Origin of the sequence: Fictibacillus arsenicus (assembly GCF_001999465.1) — a bacterium.
Classification (GTDB): Bacteria; Bacillota; Bacilli; order Bacillales; family Fictibacillaceae; genus Fictibacillus; species Fictibacillus arsenicus.
This window is the reverse complement of record NZ_MQMF01000002.1, coordinates 1144634-1167092: the sequence shown is the minus strand read 5'-3', so window position 1 is coordinate 1167092 and position 22459 is coordinate 1144634. Positions and strand designations below refer to the sequence as shown.

Genomic DNA, 22459 nt, shown 5'->3' with positions numbered 1-22459 from the left:
TTGGAATCGCTAGCTTTATTACGCTTTATAACACTTTACTTAAAAACAGCTTTGTCCGTTCATGTTTAGGGTCTCCAAACAGCTCTGAAGGTACATTTTCCTCAACGATGTACCCGCCATCCATGAAGATCACCCGGTCGCCAACTTCACGCGCAAAGCCCATTTCGTGAGTTACAACGACCATCGTCATTCCTTCTCGTGCGAGATCCTTCATTACTTCTAACACTTCCCCGACCATTTCTGGGTCAAGTGCGGAAGTAGGTTCATCAAAAAGCATGATTTTCGGGTCCATTGCAAGTGCGCGGGCAATCGCAACACGCTGTTTTTGCCCTCCGCTTAGTTGAGAAGGGTAAGCGTTCGCTTTATCCTGCAACCCTACCTTTGCTAGAAGTTTCAATGCCTTGTCCCTAACTTCTTCTTTGTTTGCATTCCTTACTTTTAATGGAGCAAGTGTAACGTTTTCGAGTACTGTTTTATGCGGAAAGAGGTTGAACTGCTGAAATACCATGCCAACATCTTCCCGGATCTTATTAATATTTGTTTTGGGATCAGTGATATCTGTTCCATCTACTAAAACTTGACCGCCTGTGATTTCCTCCAGTTTATTAATGCAGCGGAGAAACGTACTTTTTCCTGAGCCAGAGGGACCGATCACACATACTACTTCTTGTGGTTTTATTTCAGCGTTGATGTCCTTGAGAACTTCGAGATCGCCGAAGGACTTTTTTAAATTTTTTACTTTAATCATTGTCCGGCTCCTTTCATGTAACAACTCGTTTATGTATTTTATCATAAGTTCGTTTGTTTCTAATAAAGTCCTGCTTTAATTCAAATCTTTAATTGCAAAACTTTCTGAAAAAAGGCATTGACCTGCAGTTGAAAGTTGAACTATACTCTGAATATGAAAACGATTTCATGATTTCGATTCCAGAAAGTTTTTAAAGAGGAGAATCTGATGGCAACCATTCAAGATGTGGCGAAATTGGCAGGGCTGTCCCGCACGACTGTTTCAAGGGTGATCAACGAACATCCATATGTAACAGAAGAAAAAAAGCGGCTTGTGTCAAATGCTATGCAAGAACTCAACTATGTTCCGAATTCATCAGCAAGAAGATTGCGAAGACAGCAAACAGAAACAATTGCCGTCTATGTTCCGCGTATCACGAATCCCTTTTTCAGTCATTTAGTTGAAGTGATGGAAAAAGAAGCTGCCAAAAAAGGCTACCAGCTGATTTTGTGCCAGACACGCTATAAAAAGGAACAAGAGCGCAACTTCTTGGAGCTTTTAAAAACAAAGCAGGTAGATGGTTTGATTTTGACGTCAATCGAAAATGACTGGAGTGAGATTGAACCTTATTTGGCTTACGGTCCTATTGTTGTATGCAACGAATACTCTGACTCAGCACAAGTTCCCCTTGTTTTTTTAGACCAGATCGAAGGCGGCTACATAGGAACGAAGCATTTGATCGAACAGGGATATACTAAGCTTGGGTATTGTACGGGAGATCATAAAAGTTCGAGAGTTGCGCATGACAGAAGGGTCGGATTTTTAAAGGCATTGAATGAAGCGGGACTTCAGATGAAGGATGAATGGTATTTCGGTGGTGCTTACAGTGTGCAAGACGGTAAAAGAACGTTTGAGAATCTGAAGAAACTTTCAGATCGGCCACAAGCCCTTTTTACAGGAAGTGATGAGGTAGCTGCAGGAATTGTTAAGGCTGCATCAGATGCTGGGTGGAAGGTACCTGAACACCTTGCCGTCATTGGATTTGATAATCAGCCTCTAGCCGAACTGATGGAATTGACTACTGTCGAACAGCCGATTGAGACGATTGCCCGGCAGGCGATGGAATTAATGATTGAATCAATTAAATCAAAGAGGACACCTGTTAGAAAAGAAGTCATTTTGCCTTTGAACCTGATTCAGCGTTCTTCCACATAACAAAATGAAATCGTTTACAAAACAGGAGAGTAGGGGGATAAAACTATGAAAAAGCTTAAGAAGATTTCAAAAGTGATTTCGACTTCGCTTGCGCTTTCACTTGTGCTTGCAGCTTGCTCAGACAAAGAGGAAGGCAGCAGCAATTCTGGCGGCGGGGATAAAGATGAAAAAGTAAAAATCGTTTATGCGCGTGGTAAGGATGATACACAAGGGACTACAGCAATGGTGGAGGCTTTTGAAAAAAAATACCCTAACATTGACGTAGTATTTAAAGAGATGCCAGCTGATACAGGAAAACAGCATGACGCTTATGTAACAGCTTTTAACGCAAATTCAGATGAGATCGATGTTATTGATCTGGATGTTATCTGGCCGGCTGAATTTGCGCAAGCAGGATTCTTGATGCCGCTTGATCGTTTTATCGAAAAAGATGGTGTTGATATTGGCGCTTATAACGAAGGCGCAATCAGTGCTGCCAAGTTCAAAGGCAAGCAATGGGCACTTCCTAAGTTCATCGATGCTGGAATGCTGTTCTACCGTACTGACTTAGTTCCTGAAGGTGAAGTTCCAAAAACGTGGGATGAGCTTTTAGCGAAGGCGAAAGAAACAAAAGGTCAAGGCGGAACACAATTTGGATACTTAATGCAAGCTAAGCAATATGAAGGTCTTGTATGTAACGCTGTTGAATTTATCGCTTCTTATGGCGGTGAGATCATCGACGAAAATGGAGAAGTAAAAGTAGATTCTCCTGAAGCTATTAAAGGGATCTCTAAGCTAGTTGAAATCGTAAACTCTGACGTTGTGCCGCAAAACATCACAACATTTGCTGAGCCTGAATCTCATACAGCGTTCATCAACGGACAAGCTGGTCTGATCCGTAACTGGCCATATCAATATGCGCTGGCAAACGATGAGAAGCAATCTAAAATCGTTGGTAAAGTAGCAGCAGCTCCACTTCCGGCTGGTGATGCAGGTTCTGCAGCAACACTTGGAGGATGGATGGCTGGTATCAACAAGAACACGAAGCATCCTGAAGAAGCATGGAAGTTCTTAAGCTTTATGGCAGGTGAAGAAGGACAGAAGATCGACGCGATCAAAGGCGGACATGCTCCAACAATTCTTTCTCTTTATGAAGATGAAGAAATTCTGAAAGCAAACCCTTACTACAAAGATGAAGGATTTGTAAAAGCTCTTGAAGCGGCTGTTTCTCGTCCTGTAGCACCGAACTACCCAGAGATCTCTGACATCATTCAAGTTCAGGTATCTCAAGCTATCGCTAAAAAGGTAACACCTGAAGAAGCTGCAAAGAATATGCAAAAAGAAATTTCAGAAAAGCTTGAGAAGTAATTTTTGAGAAATAGGGGTCAGCCTTCTGCATAGAAGGCACCCTTTTCTCAATATCTGGTATCGATTCCATAAGAGTGAAATGGATGGACGTTACAGCGCCCGTCCGTCGATTGCATTCGAAAAGCAAGGAGCTGACCCTTTTGAAACCTAATTTGATGCCTAATAATTCAAAACCTATTGAGGCTAAGACGAAAACGAAGAATAAAAAGAAACTGTCTGAACGTTCGCTAGGCTATTTCCTCATTGCACCTGCCATGATTCTTATTTTTGTTATTGCGATTTGGCCGGTTTTCCAATCTTTTTATTACAGCATGTTTGACTTGAGACTGAACAATCCAGGTAAATCAGAAGCTCATACTTCATACAGTGTGAACCTCCATACTTATTTGGACAACTATCCTTTTTTAATGAATACACTGGATGAAGAAATTGGAGAAGCTTCAGGGAAAACGAAAGAGGAGCTTGAGGCGATTCAGGCTGATCTTGAAAAAATAGATTCAGAGTTACAAAAAGACAGCGAACTGAAAGAAAAATACGAGCAGGTTGATGAGAAGCTGATGGTCATGAAGCCTGTCAGTGAGGATCTTGCTGTTGCTGAGCTGGACAAAGATATTGCTCTTGATCTTGAAAAGACAGTAGATGAAACAACAGATCGTGTTCGGGAGTTGAAAGGCGAACTGAAAAATCCCGATGATGCGATTGGATTATCCTCATCGTTAAGTGATTCTGTCATCACTCCGAATTTTATCGGACTGAAACACTATAAAGAAAATTTATCTGATGGACGTATGTGGAAAGCAATCTCAAATACTACCGTCTTTACCGTTATCTCTGTTTTCATCGAGCTTGTGATTGGTCTCGCGATCGCGATCCTGATTAACAAGGCGTTCTTCGGAAGAGGGCTTGTCCGTGCAACAATACTAATTCCTTGGGCTATTCCGACCGCTGTTTCGGCGTTCATGTGGAAGTACTTATATGATGGGCAAAACGGTATTGTAGCGAAGGCTTTTGAGAGTATTGGTCTTTTTGACCGAATGACAGATCTATTAACAAGCAGCAATGGTGCCATGTTCTCGGTAATTTTTGCGGATGTATGGAAAACGACACCTTATATGGCGTTGCTATTACTTGCTGGATTACAGACGATTCCGAGTTCTTTGTATGAAGCAGCAGCAATCGATGGAGCGAGTAAGTGGAAACAATTCTTAAAGATCACATTGCCGTTATTAAAATCTAGCATTCTTGTTGCTTTATTGTTCCGTACACTGGATGCGTTCCGGGTGTTTGATTTAATCTACGTATTAACAGGCGGAGGTCCAGCCAACTCTACGGAAACGATCTCCATATTAGCTTATAAAGTTATGTTTGCACAAACCAATTTCGGTGAGGGTTCGGCGTTGTCCGTCATTGTGTTTATCTGTGTAGCGATTATATCAATGATCTACATTAAATTCTTAGGCCGTGATCTTTTAAATGATAAGTAAAAACGGAAACTAAAAAGGAGTGAATAGGAAATGAACAAAAAAGCGGGTCCAATGTTTTATGTATTTCTAGCATTGTTTGTCTTCCTTGTCATGTTTCCGTTTTTATGGGTACTGGCAAGTTCGATTAAACCGGTTGCCGAGTTGTTTGGCGATCGCGCGTTCATACCGTTTACAGATAATATGACACTTGAAAATTACGAATCTGTATTTGTGAATTATCCTTTCTTAAAATATCTGTGGAACAGCTTGGTCGTTTCAACAATTACAACAGTCTATGCCGTTCTTGTTGCGAGTTTTGCAGCGTATGCGATCGCACGCTTAAAGTTTAAAGGGAAAACATTTATTTTAGGATTAGTGCTTTCGGTTTCGATGTTTCCTCAGATCGCAACAATTTCACCGATCTATATCGTCCTGAAAAACCTTGGTTTGACGAACAGCTATCTTGGTTTGATCATTCCTTATACGACGTTTACACTGCCGCTTTCGATCTGGTTATTGGTAACGTTCTTCCGTAAGATTCCGTTTGATCTTGAGGAAGCGGCGAAAATGGACGGGGCATCACTGATGCAAACGTACTGGAGAGTTATCCTGCCGCTGGCGATTCCAGGGATATTCACAACAGCGATTCTTGTGTTCATCTCAGCATGGAACGAATTCCTGTTTGCGTTAACGATCAACACGGATGATGCTTACAAAACCGTACCGGTCGGTATCGCGATGTTTGAAGGTCAGTTCACGATTCCGTGGGGCGAGGTTACAGCAGCTACCGTTATCGTAACGGTTCCACTCGTAATTATGGTTTTAGCGTTCCAGCGTAAGATTGTATCTGGACTGACTTCAGGTGCGGTAAAAGAATAGCATTTGGAACAGAAACCCTACAGCTAACTATTGCTGTGGGGTTTTTGTTATTTTTTCTAATAACAAACATAGAGATATGAAGATGATATGTCTGGAAGGAGGAGAGAAAGTGCACGGTCATGATGTTTCTTATATTAATTGGAAGGGCAGAAATGTTCACGTCCATCAATACTCTACCCAAACTACAGTTAATGACGGACATTCACATACTGTTCAAGGCGTTACCAGCCAAGCAAATAACACGATGGGGCATGTTCATACTTACCAGGGAACTACAACTTTTGACGATGGTCATGTTCATCGCTTCTCAGGAACGACTGGACCTCCAATTTATTCAGCGGACGGAACACATTATCATATGATAAGCGGGACAACTACGTTTAATGACGGTCACACGCATCAGTACACAGGCTGGACAGGGAAAAATGTTTCTGGTTGATAATTAGATATTTTTTAAAAGGCTGTACTCGTAAACTTAGTAGCTTTTGTAAGAGGTTAATTTCCGCTACAGAACTCGCTTTCCGCAGGGTGTGCGGTGAGCCCCCTCGTCGCCTGGCGACATTGAGTGGTCTCACCTGTCCCACTAATCCTGTAGGACAAGGAAGGCTCCGGCAGCGATATATCGCACGAAGAAAATGTGATCTTCATTTTCGAGGAGTCTCATCCTTTCGCTCCAATTAACAATGAAGAATTTAAAAACCTCTCAGTTGTAACGATTTTTTAGAAAAGAGCGTATAAAACACCGATTTTTTCGGTGTTTTTTATTTGGGAAAATGGAAGACTAAACTTGATTCTGATACTCTGAAGGTAACCAAATAAAATCGGAGGAATATTATCATGAAACTTACTGTTTTAGGCTACTGGGGCGGATATCCTGGCGCTGGGGAAGCGACATCCGGATATCTTTTACAAAGCGATAGCTTTAATCTGCTTATAGATTGCGGAAGCGGCGTCCTTGCCCAGCTGCAAAAATACATAAAACCAGAAGAGCTGGATGCAGTCGTTATATCTCATTACCATGCTGATCATGTGGCGGATATTGGAGTGCTTCAATATGCACGTCTTATTCAGTCATTTTTGCAGGAAGGGATGCAGACGCTGCCAATCTATGGCCATAACAAAGATGAGGCTGGTTTAATGTCACTCACTCATCTTCAGCATACAAAAGGAATAGCATATGATCCTTCCGGTGAATTAAAAGTTGGTCCGTTTACGATTACGTTTCAGCTGACAAAGCATGCAGCCGTTTGTTATGCGATGCGTATAACGGATGGGAAGGATACGATTGTCTATACGGCGGACACTGCGCTAATTCCGGAATTGATACCTTTCAGTCAAAATGTGGATCTTCTTATAGCTGAATGCAACTTTTATAAGGGAATGGATGGAAGCGGTCCTGGCCACATGACTTCTGAAGATTGCGGTAAGCTTGCACAGCAAGCAGAAGTCCAGAAGCTGCTGCTCACACATCTTCCTCATTTTGGTCAGTTATCACAGCTTGTCACAGAGGCAAAAGAGGTGTATAACAATAAAGTGGAGCTTGCCTCATCCGGATGGACGTGGGGAGCTTAAAGATAGGGACTGAAAGAGGAGAAAACTATGCTTTTTATTGATAATGAAAATATTACAGACCCAAGAGTGAATTTGGCGATTGAAGAATTCGCTTTGAAGCATTTGGACATCAATGAAACGTATTTGCTTTTTTATATAAATGAACCATCCATTATCATCGGCAAGAACCAGAATACGGTTGAAGAGATCAACGCAGAGTATGTGCGCGATCAGGGGATTCATGTAGTTCGCCGTTTATCAGGTGGCGGAGCTGTTTATCATGATCTTGGAAATTTAAACTTCAGCTTTATCACAAAGGATGATGGGAACTCTTTTCATGATTTTAAGAAGTTCACTGATCCAGTAGTAAAAGCGTTGAAAAAACTTGGTGTGAACGCTGAGTTGAGCGGACGCAACGATATCTTAGCTGACGGCAAGAAGATTTCGGGCAATGCGCAGTTTTCAACAAAAGGGCGCATGTTCAGCCACGGGACGTTATTGTTTGATTCTGAGATTGAAAATGTAGTATCGGCACTAAACGTACGTATGGACAAAATCGAATCAAAAGGCATCAAGTCAATCCGCAGCCGTGTTACGAATATTCGTGAGCACTTGGACGAAGACATGACGATGGAAGAATTTAAAGAAACACTTCTTACTTACTTGTTCGAAGAGTTTGATTCCGTTCCAAAATACGAATTAACGGAAAATGACTGGACTGAGATTCGTAAAATTTCCAGAGAGCGTTACGCAAACTGGGATTGGAACTACGGGAAGTCGCCGAAGTTTAACGTTGAATTATCTAATCGTTTTGCAGCAGGCTCTATTGATATCCGTCTTCACATCGTAAAAGGAATTATCCAGGAAAGTAAGATTTTTGGGGACTTCTTCGGTGTAGGAGATGTATCAGATATTGAGAATAAGCTGAACGGTATACGCTATGATCGCGAAGAAATTGAAAAAGTGCTGGAAGATATCGATCTGAAGCACTATTTTGGTAATGTTTCACGTCAGGAATTTCTAGATCTTCTATATTAATAGATAATATTGTGAAAACCGCCTTTTTGAGGGCGGTTTTTTGTATGGAGAGAATTTCGTGATTGGAAGAAATGGGGAAAACCGTTTTATACGGTGAACAACTTTTTTTGTACGGTCATAGCCGATTTTTGTTCGGTCAGCTTTAGTATTTGTTCGGTGAAGCAAAAAACTAATAGACATAATGAGCTGTATTTGTTCAAGCGGGCGAAAGTAAGGTGTGATTGGGTGTAAATGACAGTTCAAAGGGTGAAATGGAGCTATGTATTGGTGGAAGATAATTCTTTCGCGGTGAAACGGAGCTTCTATAAGGCGAACTTGTAATAAATAAAAGAACACGTACCGTAAAAAGCTATGCTGCCAGCCTAATAACAACCTGCTTCAACACTCAAAACCATTTGACAGAAAATTAATATAAATGATAAGCTTAAAATAAATTTACATTACACTATTATTCAATAACGCTATAAAAACGTCATATTTTTTTATTCGCAAATGTAATCGCTTACATAACCCTAAAAGGAGATGAACGATAAATGATTCTTCATCCTAAAGTGGAGTGCATGAATGGTGATGAGAAAGAAAAGCTCCAGCTTCATCGTTTAAAGCAGACAGTACATGCAGTTTACGAGAATGTGCCTTTTTACAAAAAAGCATTTGACGAAAAAGAAATTCATCCATCCTCCATCCACTCACTAGACGATTTGCAAAAACTGCCGTTTACAGTGAAAAAGGATTTGCGTGATCATTATCCATTCGGCCTTTTTGCGGTTCCGCAAGACCATCTTGTACGGCTTCACGCATCCTCTGGAACAAGCGGAAAACCTACTGTTGTCGGTTACACAGAAGGTGACATTGAAAGATGGAGTGACATGGTAGCACGATCAATCGCAATAGCAGGCGGTGAGCCGGGCAACGTCTTGCACAACGCTTACGGTTATGGTCTTTTTACTGGCGGGCTAGGTCTTCATAACGGATCAGAACGGCTCGGTATGGTGACGGTTCCTGTATCAGGAGGAAACACAGAGCGTCAAATCCTCCTTATTGAAGATTTTAAACCGCAAGTCATTTGCGGCACTCCATCTTACATCTTAACTATTGCTGAAAAGATGGAAGAGCTCGGGATAGATCCAAGAGCTACTTCGCTTCAATACGGTATCTTTGGTGCAGAGCCTTGGTCGGAAGAGATGCGGGCTACACTTGAAGAGAAACTCGCAATCAAAGCTATGGATATTTACGGGCTGAGTGAAGTAATGGGGCCTGGTGTAGCGATGGAATGTCACGAAGCACAGAACGGTTTGCATATTATGGATGACCACTTTATAGCTGAAATTATTAATCCGGATACGCTCGAACCAGTGCCGGACGGGGAGTATGGAGAGCTTGTTTTTACAAGTTTAACGAAGGAGGCGTTCCCGATTATCCGCTATCGTACGGGAGATATCGCTGCACTTGACCGTACACCATGCAGCTGTGGCAGGACTTCGGTCCGGATGAGCAGGGTGAAGGGACGAATCGACGATATGATCATTGTCAGAGGAGTTAACGTTTTCCCATCAGAAATTGAAAATTGCCTGTTTGCCAATGAGGATATCGTCCCTCATTACCAGGTGCATATAGAGACAGAAGGATTCAGGGAGCATATTGAGCTTCATGTTGAGATGAGTGAAAAACTTTATGAGACAACGAATGGTGATGAAGCACATGCAGCGACAGAGCTGCTTAAACAAACCATCACCAAGAAAATCAAAGACACTTGCCTTGTAACGCTGAAGATAAAAGTGTTTCCGCCAAAAACCATTCCGCGTTCTGAAGGGAAAGCAATCAGAGTTGTGAGGCACGCTCAGAAAAAAATGGGTGTTTAACCATTGTTTAAAAGTATGACGTTATCTTATAATTACGGTAATAAAACGTAATACAACAGGAGGGAATAGCATGACACTTGGTGTGAGCTTTAATCAACTTAGTGAAGAAGAAAAAATGCAGCATTTTTTAGATCGAATCAATGCTGGCGAAAAGATTGAACCCGATGACTGGATGCCGGATGATTATCGTTTGCAGCTGATTCGTTTGATTTCCATGCATGGCATTTCGGAAATTATGGGAGCGCTTCCAGAGAAAGAGTGGGTACCTAAAGCACCTTCTTTGCATCGCAAGCTTGCAATCATGGCTAAGGTACAGGACGAAATGGGTCACGGACAATTGCTGCTTCGTGTAGCAGAAGACTTGATGGCACCGCTTGGAAAGACGCGCCATGATATCATGGAAGACCTTTTTTCAGGGAAACTGAAGTTCCATAACGTTTTTCATATGGATGCTCCAACTTGGGGGGACGCTGGTATTATTGCTTGGCTCGTAGATGGAGCAGCAATCATCTCTCAAAGTATGATGCTTGATTCTTCATATGGTCCGTACGCTCGGGCGCTAAAGCGTATTTGTGCAGAAGAAGTTTTCCATGCACAGCATGGAGAGAGTATTATTTTAGCGATGGCAGAAGGTTCGCCTGAACAGCGCCAGATGCTGCAGGACGCTCTAAACCGCTGGTGGGAGTCACTTATCATGTTCTTCGGACCGAAATCGGCTAAAGAAACGGGTAACTCGAATGCGGATAAGAACATCATGTACAAAATCCGTACAAAAACGAATGAAGATTTAAGACAGGAATTCTTTACAAAATACATTCCGCGAATTTGGTCGCTCGGCCTGACGATTCCGGATGATACGATCCGTTTTGATGAAGAAACTCAAATGTGGATCTATAAGGATGCAGATTGGAGCAAGTTCAAGCAGATCGTTTCCGGAAACGGACCACAATCTCAAAATCGCTTAGACCTTCGCCGCCGCTCATACAAAAATAACGAGTGGGTACGTGAGGCATTGGCTGCTAAAAAAGCGATCTAACAGCGGAAGGGAGAGAGAACCAAAGTGAACGAACCTAAAAATGAATTTTACAACGTGTATGAAGTATTCAGCAAAAAGACAGATAAATCACCGTTTCAGCACAGTTTCAGCCTGCTCGCTCCTAACGCTGATATGGCACTTATCATGGCCAAAGAGAACTTTTTCAGAAGAGAGACAGTTGCTGACATCTGGGTTGTAAAAAGAGAGAACATCCGCGGTCTGAACCAGGATGAGAGAGAGATGCTCAAAAGGCTTGATAAGGAGTATAGAGAAACAAAAGGGTACGGTTATTTAAAGAAAAAATGGCGTGACTACAACCAGGAGCAGTTTACAGAACAGCACATCCTTGGCGGAAGGGGAGACAATTAATGACACAGGAAACATTGAAGCCACAGGAGAAAGCTGCATTGATCGAGCTCCTCTATCAGATGGGAGACGATGATTTTATTCTTTCGTTCCGTGGATCTGAATGGCTCGGCCTTGCGCCTCATATTGAAGAAGACGTTGCGTTCTCTTCCATCTCTCAGGATATGATGGGGCACGCAAACCTCTACTATCGTCTGTTAGAGGGTCTTGGTGAAGGGGAAGCAGACAGAATTGCTCATCTTCGTACACCTGATCAATTCCGCAATGCCATCATTTTAGAAGAAGTGAACGGACCGGGAACATATTTAAAAGAGCCTGAATATGATTGGGCATTTGCGGTAGTCCGCAATTACTTTTATGCGGTGCATAAGCAGATTCGTTTAGATTCGCTTCGCCATTCTTCTTATGAGCCATTAGCTGAGGCGGCTCGCAAAATCATGACTGAGCAATACTATCACCTTATGCACTGGGAAGTTTGGTTTAAGCAGCTGATGACGAGCACGGAAGAAGCAATCGGGCGCATGAACGCAGCGATAGAAAAAGTTTGGAAGGATTTCGGCGGGGTTTTAACGCTTGGTCCATCATATGCAGATATCGTTAAAGCGAACTTTATTGATGATGAAGCAGTCATGAAAAAGCGCTGGACAAACAAGATGGAAGCCGTGTTAAAAGAAGTGGGAGCTGCTTATCCTGGGGAGCCTCGAATGGAAAGAGGAAACGGGAGAAACGGTGTTCACACAGATGATTTAAAACAAGCATTATCTACACTTTCAGAAGTGTATGCTACAAACCCTGCAACTGGCTGGTAAGACGATTAAGAAAGGAGATGAACCACGTGTCCGAATTAAAAAACAGCATGACCGATACCGTTATGGACGCGCTTGGGGATGTAAAAGATCCTGAAATCGCCTCCGTCAGCATATTAGACCTTGGTATGATACACGAAGTTGAGGTGACAGACGGAAAAGTGAAAGTTTCCGTGCTTCCTACCTTTTCCGGGTGTCCTGCTTTGCACATCATTGAAAGAGATATTAAAAAAGCCTTGGAAACAGTGGCAGGAATTGAATCGGCAGAAGTGAATTTTGTATTTACACCCTCATGGACGACAGACCGAATCACACAAGAGGGGCGCGAGAGATTAAAAGAATTTGGCATCTCTCCTCCTCCGGCAAACCATGTAATGGGTGAGCCATGGGAGATCGACTGTCCATATTGCGGGTCAACATATGTAACGATGGAAAACATCTTTGGTCCAACAGCATGCCGAAGCATCTTGTATTGCAAGTCTTGTAAAAACCCGTTTGAAGCAATGAAACCAGTTGCTGATATGGGATAGTCACAAAAAAATGAGGTTAAAAATAGGGAGGAAACACACATGGTAAAACTAATCGCACTTTACAAAACACCGGAAAACATCGAACAATTCGACGAGCACTATTTTGGACATCATACAGAGATTACAAAAAAGATTCCTGGACTTCGCAAAATGGAAGTAACTAAGATTGTTGGTTCTCCAATGGGGAAAAGCGAGTACCATATTCTTTGTGAAATGTACTACGATGATCATGATGCACTAAAAGCAGCGATGAAGTCTGACGAAGGTAAAGCTTCTGGTAAAGACTTGATGAGCTTTGCAGCAGAACTTGTAACGCTCATGATCGGTGAGGAAATCAATGAGTAATTACGAAACAATCTTAACCTCAGTTGAAGATGGGATTGCCTTAATTCAATTAAACAGGCCGCGTGTTCTAAACGCGATCAACCGGCCGATGGTTACGGAGCTTTTAGATGCTTTTGAGAGTTTTGACCGTAATGATGAGGTGAAAGCAATTGTTTTAACAGGCAACAGCCGTGCATTTGCTGCTGGTGCAGACATTGATGAAATGAAAAATGACGACAGCGTTTCTCTTGAACTATTAAATCAGTTCAAAGAATGGGATCGTCTCGCAACGATAAAGAAGCCCATTATCGGCGCTGTGAACGGCTATTGTTTCGGAGGAGGCTTCGAGCTTGCTCTATGTGCAGATATCCTTTTTGCAGCTGAAAACGCACAGTTCGGATTCCCCGAAATCAAGCTTGGCGTTATGCCTGGTGCGGGCGGGACAGTGAAACTTACGAAGCTGATGGGGCAGAAAAAAGCATTGGAATGGCTATGGGTAGGTGATCCAATGACAGCGGGCGAAGCTTTGCAATATGGCGTTATCAACCGTGTTATCGCACCAGAACTTGTTCTAGATGAAGCGAAAAAGTATGCGAGACTTTTAGCATCCAGAGCGCCATTATCGGTTCGCTTGATAAAAGAGACCGTCTATAAATCTATCGACTATTCGACATACGAAGGCATGCAGTTTGAACGAAAAAACTTTTACCTATTATTCTCATCGCAGGACCAAAAAGAAGGCATGAAAGCTTTTGTTGAAAAACGTCCTGCAGAGTTTAAAGGGAAGTAGGGGGATAACCATGTTTGAAACGATTAGCTACGAAACAAGAGGAAAGACGGCTTGGATCACACTGAACCGTCCGGATAAACTTAATGCTTTTACATCGCATATGCATAAGGAAATGGTCGCAGCGATTAAAGAGGCGAACAAAGACAGCGGTGTAAGAGCAGTTGTAATAACAGGTGCAGGCCGTGCTTTCTGTTCGGGTCAGGACTTATCTGGCTCAACAGATACGGATTATGGTGAAGTGCTGCGCAAAGGATACAATCCTATGGTGCAGGCACTTGTATCGATGGAAAAACCTGTGATCGCAGCGGTTAACGGTGTGGCAGCAGGTGCAGGTATGAGCTTGGCATTAGCTTGTGACTTCCGCATCGCGAGCGAGAAAGCGAGTTTTATAGAAGCTTTCATTCACGTTGGCTTAGTTCCAGACTCGGGGAACCTTTATTTCTTGCCAAGACTTGTCGGACACGCTAAAGCAATGGAGCTGGCAATTCTGGGTGAAAAAATCACAGTACAGCAAGCAAAAGAATTTGGTCTTGTGACGAAAGCAGTAAGCGAAGAGGAGTTTATGCTTGAAGTGGAAACGTTCGCGGAAAAATTAGCGAACATGCCGACAAAAGCAATCGGACTCATCAAACGCTATATGAATAAAAGCTGGGAAAGCGACCTTAATGAAGTTCTTGAGTATGAAGCTCAAGCACAGAAGATTGCTGGAGAGTCTGAAGATCATCAAGAGGGTCTTTCAGCATTTTTAGATAAGAGAAAACCGGCATTCACAGGTAAATAGACATCTTAGAAAAGGGAGTGGAGAGTATGAATACAGCAAAAACAGAAATTAAAGCAGTGAAGCGTGATCAATACGATATGATTATTGGAGGTCAAAGTACGGCCGGATCTGAAGGGGAGTATTTTGTTACATACAACCCTGCGACAGGCGAACCTTTGGCTAAAGTGGCAAAAGCAACGAAAGCTGATGTAGACCGTGCTGTGACCGCTGCCAGAACTGCATTTGAAACAGGGAAATGGAAGCGTTCTCCTGTCAATAAGCGCTCTCGCACAATGAACAAAATCGCAAGCATCATGCGTTCTCGCTACAGCGAACTAGTAGAGCTTGAAATTCTGAACAGCGGAAAATCGTTAAGCGCTGCACAAGGACAAGTAATGCAGGCAATCGAAGACTTCGAATTCTATGCAGGTGCAATCGTAAGCCATCGCGGTGCAGTGAACCCGATGCCAGGCCCGTTCATGAACTACACGTTAAAAGAGCCTCTTGGTGTTTGTGCACAGATCATTCCTTGGAACTATCCGATGATGATGGCAGCGTGGAAGATTGCTCCGGCTATCGCAACAGGATGCTCTGTGATCTTAAAGCCTGCGAGCTTAACACCATTAACAGCGATCGTTATGACAGAGATTTGCCACGAAGCAGGTGTTCCTGAAGGTGTTGTAAATATCATTACAGGTGATGGAGCTACTGTAGGTTCGTATCTTGCTGAGCATGAAGGTGTTGATAAAGTCGCGTTCACTGGTGAAACAGGAACAGGAAAAGACATTATGGCAAAAGCGTCTCAGACATTAAAACGTGTAACGCTTGAGCTTGGAGGGAAATCTCCTAACTTAGTGTTTGGAGATACAGATATCGATGCTGCTGTGGATGGTTCATTGTTCGGTATTTTCTATAACACAGGCCAATCATGTGAAGCACGTTCTCGTCTTTACATTGAAGAGAGTGTTTATGACGGGTTCATGGAAAAGTTTGTTGAAAAAGCGAAGAGACTTGTTCTTGGAAATCCACTTGATCAAGGAACGCATGTTGGTGCGATCATTTCTGAGCGTCAGCTTGAAGTAATCGACGGCTATGTGAAATCTGCTGAAGAAGAAGGAGCAACGATTGCTTTAGGCGGCGGGCGCGCTAAAGTGGATGGTTTTGAGAACGGCCACTGGTACTTACCGACGATCATTACGGATGTAAACGAAGACATGAAAGTGGTTAAGGAAGAAATCTTCGGACCGGTTGTCGTGGTATCGACGTTTAAGGACGAAAAAGAGGCTGTGAAACTAGCAAACAACACGGACTTCGGTTTAGCAGCAGCTATCTGGACGAAAGACCATGCGAAAGCAACACGTGTTGCAGGCATGATCCAAGCAGGAACAATCATGATCAACTCACCGTTCTCAGCATTCCCGGGAACGCCGTTCGGAGGCTATAAGCAATCAGGATTCGGCCGTGAGCTTTGTATTGAAACGCTGGACCTTTATACAGAAACAAAGAGTGTCGTTTCCTACACAGGATCTCGTCCATTGAATCCTTTTAATCTGTAATAATCATTTTTGCTCTTGAAAGTAGTTGATTTCCGTTACAGGTGCTCCCTTTCCGCGGGGCGACCGGTGAGCCCCTTGCCGCAATGCGCCTTTAAGGGTCTCACCTGACCGCTCGTCCCGCAGGAGTCTCGCACCTTTCACTCCAATCAACTTGTCAATGAAGAAAAAGTTTCAAAAAGCTTTTATAAAAGACACACAAAAATAAAAGCGGGCCGTTGTGCTCGCTTTTTTATACAAGTATTCTGCTGCTAAGAGATTCTAATAAAGACTTCTTTGAATAGTTAATTGGAGCGGAAGGGCGAGACTCCTGCAGGATGAGTGGGACAGGTGAGACTGTTCAATGACGCGAAGCGGCGAATAGGCTCACCGCACACCCTGCGGAAAGCGAGTCCTGCAGCAGAAATTAACCTCTTTCAAAGCAACAAAGTATAATCAAAAATGTTAAACACTTGTTTAAAAAGAAAGGCAGGAGAGACCATGTTGCAAAATGCAGTAGTCATCGGATCTGGTGTAATGGGGAGAGGTATTGCCTACGTTTGTGCAGTTGGAGGATTTGATGTTCAGCTTGTTGATGTTAAAGAAGCTCAGCTGGAAAATGCCAAGAAAGAAATCGATTCTATTTTTTCAAAAGCGGTATCTCGAGGTAAGCTGTCACAAGAGAATGCAAGCGCAGCTCAAGAAAGACTTTCTTATACTGTTCATCTGACAGCAGCTGCCAGCGGTGCAGATATAGTCATTGAAGCTGTTCCAGAAAATATAGAGATCAAGCGTGCTGTTTTTGAAGAATTAGACCACTCGGCACCAGAACATTGTGTGCTTGCGACAAACACATCGACCATGAGCCCTACAGAAATCGGGTCATTTACAAAGCGACCACAAAAAGTAATCGCGATGCATTTTTTCAATCCTGTTCATAGAATGCCGCTTGTAGAAATCGTTCGCGGCCATGAAACAGATGACGAAACGGTTGAGCTTGCAAAAGAAGCTGCTGTAAAAATGGGCAAGGAAACAGTTACGGTAAACGAGTTTCCTGGTTTCGTAACAAGCCGTATCTCAGCCATGATCGGTAACGAAGCGTTCTACATGCTGCAAGAAGGTGTTGGTACACCTGAAGATATCGATAAAGCAATCAAACTAGGACTGAACTTCCCAATGGGACCTTTTGAGCTTGGAGACTTAGTAGGACTCGACACACGATTAAATAACTTAAACTACCTTCATAAAACATTAGGTGAAAAATACCGCCCGGCTCCTCTTCTTGTTAAGTATGTCAAAGCAGGCAGACTTGGACGTAAATCAGGCAAAGGGGTTTACGATTACACAACGGAAGGCAGCGGGGTGAAGAAGTAATGAAAGAAGTTGTTATTGTTGACGCTGTACGAACACCAATAGGCCGCTATAAAGGTGCACTTAAGTCAGTAAGACCAGACGATCTTGGTGCAGTCGTTATTTCGGCTCTTTTAGAAAGAAACTCGTCATTGCCTCCATCTGACATTGAAGAAGTTATTTTTGGAAATGCAAACGGAGCTGGAGAAGACAATCGAAACGTAGCCCGTATGTCTGCACTTTTGGCTGGACTGCCGGTTGAGGTTGGCGGAACAACGATCAACCGCCTTTGCGGATCTGGAATGGATGCGGTGATCTATGCTGCACGTGCCATCATGGCAGGTGAAGGAGATGTGTTCATTGCTGGAGGAACAGAGAGCATGACGAGGGCACCTTTAGTCATGGGTAAACCGGAAGTCGAATATCCGCGCGGCGATATGAAGATGTTCGATACGACGATCGGCTGGCGTTTTGTTAATCCGCTTATGCATGAAAAATTCGGAACAGATTCTATGCCTGAAACGGCTGAGAATGTAGCGAAGAAATATGACATCTCAAGAGAAGCACAAGATCAATTTGCATTCAGTTCCCAGCAAAAGGCTAAAAAAGCGATGGAACACGACCGATTTAAAGAAGAGATTGTACCTGTAAGATTAGTTGACCGAAAAGGAAATGAAACATGGGTGACAGAAGATGAGCATCCTCGTCCAGAAACTTCACTGGAGAAGCTCGGGACACTTAAACCGTTGTTTAAAGACGGAACTGTGACGGCAGGAAACGCTTCAGGTGTAAATGACGGAGCATCTGCACTTTTACTGATGAGCCGTGAAAAAGCAGATGAACTGGGCCTTAAGCCTTTAGCCAGATATGTTTCATCAGGTGTGGCCGGATTAGAACCTGCGATTATGGGTGTAGGTCCAATCGAAGCATCACGCAAAGCATTAAAACGTGCAGGCATATCTGTGACTGATCTAGACTTGATCGAATTGAATGAGGCATTTGCATCACAATCATTGGCATGCATGAATGAACTTGGACTGGATTCAGATAAAGTAAACGTGAACGGTGGTGCGATCGCATTTGGTCATCCGCTTGGAGCAAGCGGTGCAAGAATTTTGACAACCCTGATCCATGAAATGAAAAAGCAAGGTTCGCGCTATGGTCTTGCAACAATGTGTATTGGTGTAGGGCAAGGAATCGCGTCTGTAGTTGAAGCTATTAATGAGTAGGAGGATTATCCGATGAGTGCCATTTTATATGAAGTAAAAGACCATGTTGCCTATGTGACATTAAACCGTCCTGAGGTATTGAACTGTTTTAACTATGCAACTTTAAAAGAGCTGGAAGAAACAGTCGAAGACATCCATCACAACAATGACGTCCGTGTTATTATTTTTACAGGAGCAGGAGAGAAAGCATTCAGTGCAGGTGCTGATTTAAAAGAACGCCGTACACTGACAGAATCTGAAGTTCGACGCAACGTACGTAAAATCCGTGATGTGTTTTCTGCGGTAGAAGCTTTGCCTCAGCCTACAATCTGTGCGATCAACGGGCACGCTTTTGGCGGAGGATTTGAGCTTGCGCTAGCTTGTGATCTTCGCGTTTCTGTAAGAGAAGCTTCCATGGGATTAACAGAACTTAGCTGGGCAATCATACCTGGAGCTGGCGGAACGCAGCGCTTGCCAAGACTAATCGGTCAGGCAAAAGCGATGGAGCTAATTTTAACAGCGAAAAAGATGATGGCAGAAGAAGCATTTTCTTATGGTATCTTAAACCAGGTAACATCCAGAGAAGAATTGATGGCTGTCTGTGAGAACTATGCGTCGCTTATCATGAAGAATGGACCTGTTGCGGTACAGCAAGCAAAATATGCGATCAAATATGGAAGCGAAGTTGATCTTCAGACAGGCTTGGCTATCGAGGCTAAAGCGTATGAAGTGACGATTCCTACAAAAGACCGAATGGAAGCACTTGTTGCTTTTGGAGAAAAAAGACCACCTGTATTTAAAGGAGAGTAACTTGTTTTCGCTCATATTGTTCTGGTAGGATTGTACAGACAATTACAGGTACAAATGAGGTAATTACAATGCAAAATAGTTTAAACACACGTTCCATGATTTTTACCCTTTACGGGGATTATATCCGCCATTATGGAAGTGAAATATGGATTGGCAGCCTGATTCGTCTTTTAGAAGAGTTCGGTCATAATGAGCAAGCTGTTCGAGCAGCAATTTCAAGAATGAACAAACAGGGTTGGATCGCTGCCAGAAAGCAAGGAAACAAAAGCTACTATTACTTAACCGAACGCGGAAAAAAGCGTATGGATGAGGCTGCGAAAAGAATCTTTAAAGTGCAGCAGGAACCGTGGAACGGGGAATGGCTGATGTTCACCTACACCATTCCTGAAGAAAAAAGAAGCATTAGGGATGAACTTCGTAAAGAGCTTGTATGGAGCGGCTTCGGGCTCCTCGCAAACAGCTTTTGGATTTCGCCTCATCAGTCTTCTGAACAGGTTCAGTTGATGATCGATAAATATCAGATCGAAGACTACGTCCATTCATTTACGGCCGTTTATAATGGTCCTAATAAGAATGAAAAGCTCGTTGCTGAGTGCTGGGATCTCGATGATATCAACACGAAATACAATGAGTTTATCGTGACTTATTCACAAAAATATGTGATCGATAAGAACAAGATCGAAAAAGGCGAAATGACGGACGGGGAATGCTTTGTTGAACGGACGAAGCTTGTTCATGAATACCGCAAGTTTCTTTTTATCGATCCAGGTTTGCCACAGGAACTTCTGCCTGCTGAATGGCTCGGCGATCATGCAGCTTCGTTGTTCAGTGATTATTATCGTGCACTTGCAGGACCTGCGAGCCGTTTCTTTGAAAGCATCTATTCAGATGGGAATGACCTAAAAAAGAATTCGAAATTTGATGCACTGAATCATCCGCTCATTCAGGAGAACAGGTCTTAGTAGTATGCTGTTTTCTAAAAGATCGTTACTTTTGGATGCTTTTAAGTTTCATCGTTGAAGAGTTGATTGGAGCGCAAGGTACGAGACGCCTGCGTGCCAGCCACCTGAATAAACTTCTTGCAAGGCATGCGACGAGAAACATCCTTCGTCGAATTTGCTTGTAGACGTAGGAGCACATAAGATCCTTTGAATGTGAGACTCCTAAGGGCGCAATGCGCCGAGGAGGCTCACCGCACACCCCGCGGAAAGCGAGTACCTGGAGCGGAAATCAACCACTTTCAATAGCAACAAAGGTTAACTAAAAAGCACTTTCGCATCTATGAACGAAAGTGCTTGCTAGTGGACTACTTTTTAAGTTCAGCGGCAAATTGCTTTCCTTTTTCGTAATACGTGTCAATTGTAAGCTGAATCAGTTTCAAGTCTTCTTCGTTCAGTTCTCGGATGACTTTGCCGGGTGAACCCATAACCATGACCCTCGGCGGAATTTTTTTGCCTGGCGGAATCAATGTGTTTGCTCCGATAAAGGCTTGTTCACCGATTTCAACACCGTCTAGGATTGTTGAGCCCATGCCGACGAGTGCACCTTTTTTTATCGTACAGCCATGGAGAATAACGTTATGCCCGATTGAAACTTCATCTTCAAGAACAAGCGGGTATCCTTCGTAAAGATGAAGTGTACAGTTATCTTGAACGTTTGTTTTTTTACCGATTGAGATAGGACCTTCATCACCGCGAAGGACGCTGTTAAACCAGATGCTTGCCCCTTCACCGATTGTTACGTCACCAATGACGTGAGCACCTGGAGCAATAAAAGCGCTTTCATGAACTTCTGGCGTTTTTCCGTTAAATGAATATTTCATATGAGCCTCCCTGAATAATAGGTTGATAGGTTCAGTATAACAAAGGAACAAAAGGGAGGTGGAAAATTTGAATCCAGTTTGCGAAATGTTAAATATAAAGTTTCCAATCATCCAGGGCGGAATGGGAAACGTTAGTAACGCAGAGCTTGCTTCTGCCATCTCAAATGCTGGGGGATTAGGGACGATCGGTGCCGGAACGATGCCGGCAGATGAGGTTGAAAACCTGATTATTGCAACAAAAGGGATGACAGACCGCCCATTTGCTGTTAATGTACCTTTAACTGTAGCATCAGACGTTAAGGGGATTCTTAAGCTTCTGATAAAACACAACGTTGAAGTTGTTTCCCTTTCAGCAGGCAATCCTGCTCCTTACATACCGAAATTAAAGGAATACGGAATTAAGGTGATCACGGTGATCGCGTCAGTCTATCATGCAAAAAAAGCCGAAGCAGCAGGTGCGGATCTTTTGGTTGCAGAGGGTTATGAAGCAGCAGGGTTGAACTCTCCATATGAAACGACAACGATGGTCTTGCTTCCGCAAGTGAGCAGAAGTGTTTCTATTCCTGTCATTGCAGCAGGGGGAGTTGCTGATGGGAACGGATTAGCAGCAGCTTTTGCTCTTGGCGCACAAGGCGTACAAATGGGTACACGTTTTATTGCGACAAAAGAAGCTCCGTTTCATGATATCTATAAGCAATCTCTGCTCAAGGCAGATGATACAAAAACGATGATCGTCGGCCGCTCGGTAGGAAAGATCCGGAGAATTTACGATACTCCTTATGCTCAGAAATTGATTCAGCTTGAAAAAAACGGTGTAACACCTGAAGAGTTTCTTGAACATACGACGGAAGACCGTCATATTTTAGGGGCAGTAAAAGGTGATCTGGAGAATGGTTTTATTAACAGCGGACAGGTTGCGGGTGCTATTAACAATATTCCAACCGTGAAAGAACTGCTTGAAACCATGATGAAAGAAGCGAAGGAAACAGTTAGTTTGTTAAACAAACGTTTAATATAGGCTAGTTGTATTTGTAACAGAGGGG

The 22459-nt window shown here is 43.1% G+C and carries 23 protein-coding genes; 21 read left to right on the top strand and 2 right to left on the bottom strand.

Annotated elements, in window-relative coordinates; translation table 11 throughout:
* Nucleotides 1-25 precede the first annotated feature (25 nt).
* Complete coding sequence (locus UN64_RS13160; RefSeq protein ID WP_077363396.1) at nt 26-748, bottom strand: amino acid ABC transporter ATP-binding protein; 723 nt, start codon at nt 746-748, stop codon at nt 26-28.
* 207 nt (nt 749-955) lie between these two features.
* Between UN64_RS13160 and UN64_RS13155 the strand changes: the two genes are divergently transcribed.
* The 20 genes from UN64_RS13155 to paaX all read left to right on the top strand — a co-directional run bounded on the left by UN64_RS13155 (nt 956) and on the right by paaX (nt 20556).
* Nucleotides 956-1942, top strand: a complete 987-nt coding sequence (locus UN64_RS13155; RefSeq protein WP_077363394.1) for a LacI family DNA-binding transcriptional regulator — start codon at nt 956-958, stop codon at nt 1940-1942.
* A gap of 45 nt (nt 1943-1987) precedes the next feature.
* On the top strand, nt 1988-3289 hold the full coding sequence (locus UN64_RS13150; RefSeq protein WP_077363392.1) for an ABC transporter substrate-binding protein: 1302 nt from the start codon (nt 1988-1990) through the stop codon (nt 3287-3289).
* Nucleotides 3290-3444: 155 nt separating this feature from the next.
* Nucleotides 3445-4773, top strand: coding sequence for a carbohydrate ABC transporter permease (locus tag UN64_RS13145; RefSeq protein ID WP_077363793.1), 1329 nt, complete (start codon nt 3445-3447; stop codon nt 4771-4773).
* A gap of 30 nt (nt 4774-4803) precedes the next feature.
* Complete coding sequence (locus UN64_RS13140; RefSeq protein ID WP_077363390.1) at nt 4804-5631, top strand: carbohydrate ABC transporter permease; 828 nt, start codon at nt 4804-4806, stop codon at nt 5629-5631.
* Nucleotides 5632-5707: 76 nt separating this feature from the next.
* On the top strand, nt 5708-6070 hold the full coding sequence (locus UN64_RS13135) for a YmaF family protein (protein WP_306460366.1): 363 nt from the start codon (nt 5708-5710) through the stop codon (nt 6068-6070).
* A 398-nt stretch (nt 6071-6468) separates the two neighbouring features.
* The gene (locus UN64_RS13130; RefSeq protein WP_077363386.1) at nt 6469-7203 is read left to right on the top strand and encodes an MBL fold metallo-hydrolase; all 735 of its coding nucleotides are present in this window, start codon (nt 6469-6471) and stop codon (nt 7201-7203) included.
* 27 nt (nt 7204-7230) lie between these two features.
* Complete coding sequence (gene lplA, locus UN64_RS13125; protein WP_077363384.1) at nt 7231-8220, top strand: lipoate--protein ligase; 990 nt, start codon at nt 7231-7233, stop codon at nt 8218-8220.
* 533 nt (nt 8221-8753) lie between these two features.
* Nucleotides 8754-10082 carry a phenylacetate--CoA ligase family protein gene (locus tag UN64_RS13120; RefSeq protein ID WP_077363382.1) on the top strand — a complete coding sequence of 443 codons (1329 nt, stop codon included), beginning with the start codon at nt 8754-8756 and terminating at the stop codon, nt 10080-10082.
* A gap of 70 nt (nt 10083-10152) precedes the next feature.
* Nucleotides 10153-11118, top strand: coding sequence for a 1,2-phenylacetyl-CoA epoxidase subunit PaaA (gene paaA / locus UN64_RS13115; RefSeq protein WP_077363380.1), 966 nt, complete (start codon nt 10153-10155; stop codon nt 11116-11118).
* A gap of 24 nt (nt 11119-11142) precedes the next feature.
* Complete coding sequence (paaB, locus tag UN64_RS13110; protein WP_077363378.1) at nt 11143-11487, top strand: 1,2-phenylacetyl-CoA epoxidase subunit PaaB; 345 nt, start codon at nt 11143-11145, stop codon at nt 11485-11487.
* On the top strand, nt 11487-12293 hold the full coding sequence (gene paaC, locus UN64_RS13105; RefSeq protein WP_077363376.1) for a 1,2-phenylacetyl-CoA epoxidase subunit PaaC: 807 nt from the start codon (nt 11487-11489) through the stop codon (nt 12291-12293). Before paaB ends, paaC begins: the two co-directional genes overlap by 1 nt.
* 26 nt (nt 12294-12319) lie before the next feature.
* Nucleotides 12320-12820 carry a 1,2-phenylacetyl-CoA epoxidase subunit PaaD gene (gene paaD, locus UN64_RS13100; protein WP_077363374.1) on the top strand — a complete coding sequence of 167 codons (501 nt, stop codon included), beginning with the start codon at nt 12320-12322 and terminating at the stop codon, nt 12818-12820.
* Nucleotides 12821-12859: 39 nt separating this feature from the next.
* The gene (locus tag UN64_RS13095; RefSeq protein ID WP_077363372.1) at nt 12860-13165 is read left to right on the top strand and encodes an EthD family reductase; all 306 of its coding nucleotides are present in this window, start codon (nt 12860-12862) and stop codon (nt 13163-13165) included.
* Nucleotides 13158-13934, top strand: coding sequence for an enoyl-CoA hydratase/isomerase family protein (locus UN64_RS13090; protein WP_077363370.1), 777 nt, complete (start codon nt 13158-13160; stop codon nt 13932-13934). The genes UN64_RS13095 and UN64_RS13090 overlap by 8 nt, the downstream gene beginning before the upstream one ends.
* A 10-nt stretch (nt 13935-13944) precedes the next feature.
* A complete protein-coding gene (locus UN64_RS13085) occupies nt 13945-14715 on the top strand; it encodes an enoyl-CoA hydratase-related protein (protein WP_077363368.1) in 771 nt (256 codons plus the stop codon).
* Nucleotides 14716-14741: 26 nt separating this feature from the next.
* Nucleotides 14742-16250 carry an aldehyde dehydrogenase family protein gene (locus tag UN64_RS13080; protein WP_077363366.1) on the top strand — a complete coding sequence of 503 codons (1509 nt, stop codon included), beginning with the start codon at nt 14742-14744 and terminating at the stop codon, nt 16248-16250.
* A gap of 477 nt (nt 16251-16727) precedes the next feature.
* A complete protein-coding gene (locus UN64_RS13075) occupies nt 16728-17600 on the top strand; it encodes a 3-hydroxyacyl-CoA dehydrogenase (protein WP_077363364.1) in 873 nt (290 codons plus the stop codon).
* Nucleotides 17600-18805: a thiolase family protein gene (locus UN64_RS13070; protein WP_077363362.1), complete on the top strand. Its 1206-nt coding sequence runs from the start codon at nt 17600-17602 to the stop codon at nt 18803-18805. The genes UN64_RS13075 and UN64_RS13070 overlap by 1 nt, the downstream gene beginning before the upstream one ends.
* 12 nt (nt 18806-18817) lie before the next feature.
* Nucleotides 18818-19594 carry an enoyl-CoA hydratase-related protein gene (locus UN64_RS13065; RefSeq protein WP_077363360.1) on the top strand — a complete coding sequence of 259 codons (777 nt, stop codon included), beginning with the start codon at nt 18818-18820 and terminating at the stop codon, nt 19592-19594.
* Between the two features lie 68 nt (nt 19595-19662).
* The gene (gene paaX / locus UN64_RS13060) at nt 19663-20556 is read left to right on the top strand and encodes a phenylacetic acid degradation operon negative regulatory protein PaaX (RefSeq protein ID WP_077363357.1); all 894 of its coding nucleotides are present in this window, start codon (nt 19663-19665) and stop codon (nt 20554-20556) included.
* Nucleotides 20557-20900: 344 nt separating this feature from the next.
* Here paaX and UN64_RS13055 read toward each other — a convergent pair whose 3' ends face one another.
* The gene (locus UN64_RS13055) at nt 20901-21416 is read right to left on the bottom strand and encodes a gamma carbonic anhydrase family protein (RefSeq protein ID WP_077363355.1); all 516 of its coding nucleotides are present in this window, start codon (nt 21414-21416) and stop codon (nt 20901-20903) included.
* A 67-nt stretch (nt 21417-21483) separates the two neighbouring features.
* Here UN64_RS13055 and UN64_RS13050 point away from each other — a divergent pair, with 67 nt between their 5' ends.
* Entirely contained in the window at nt 21484-22434 is a 951-nt protein-coding gene (locus UN64_RS13050; RefSeq protein ID WP_077363353.1) for an NAD(P)H-dependent flavin oxidoreductase, read from the top strand.
* Nucleotides 22435-22459 lie beyond the last annotated feature (25 nt).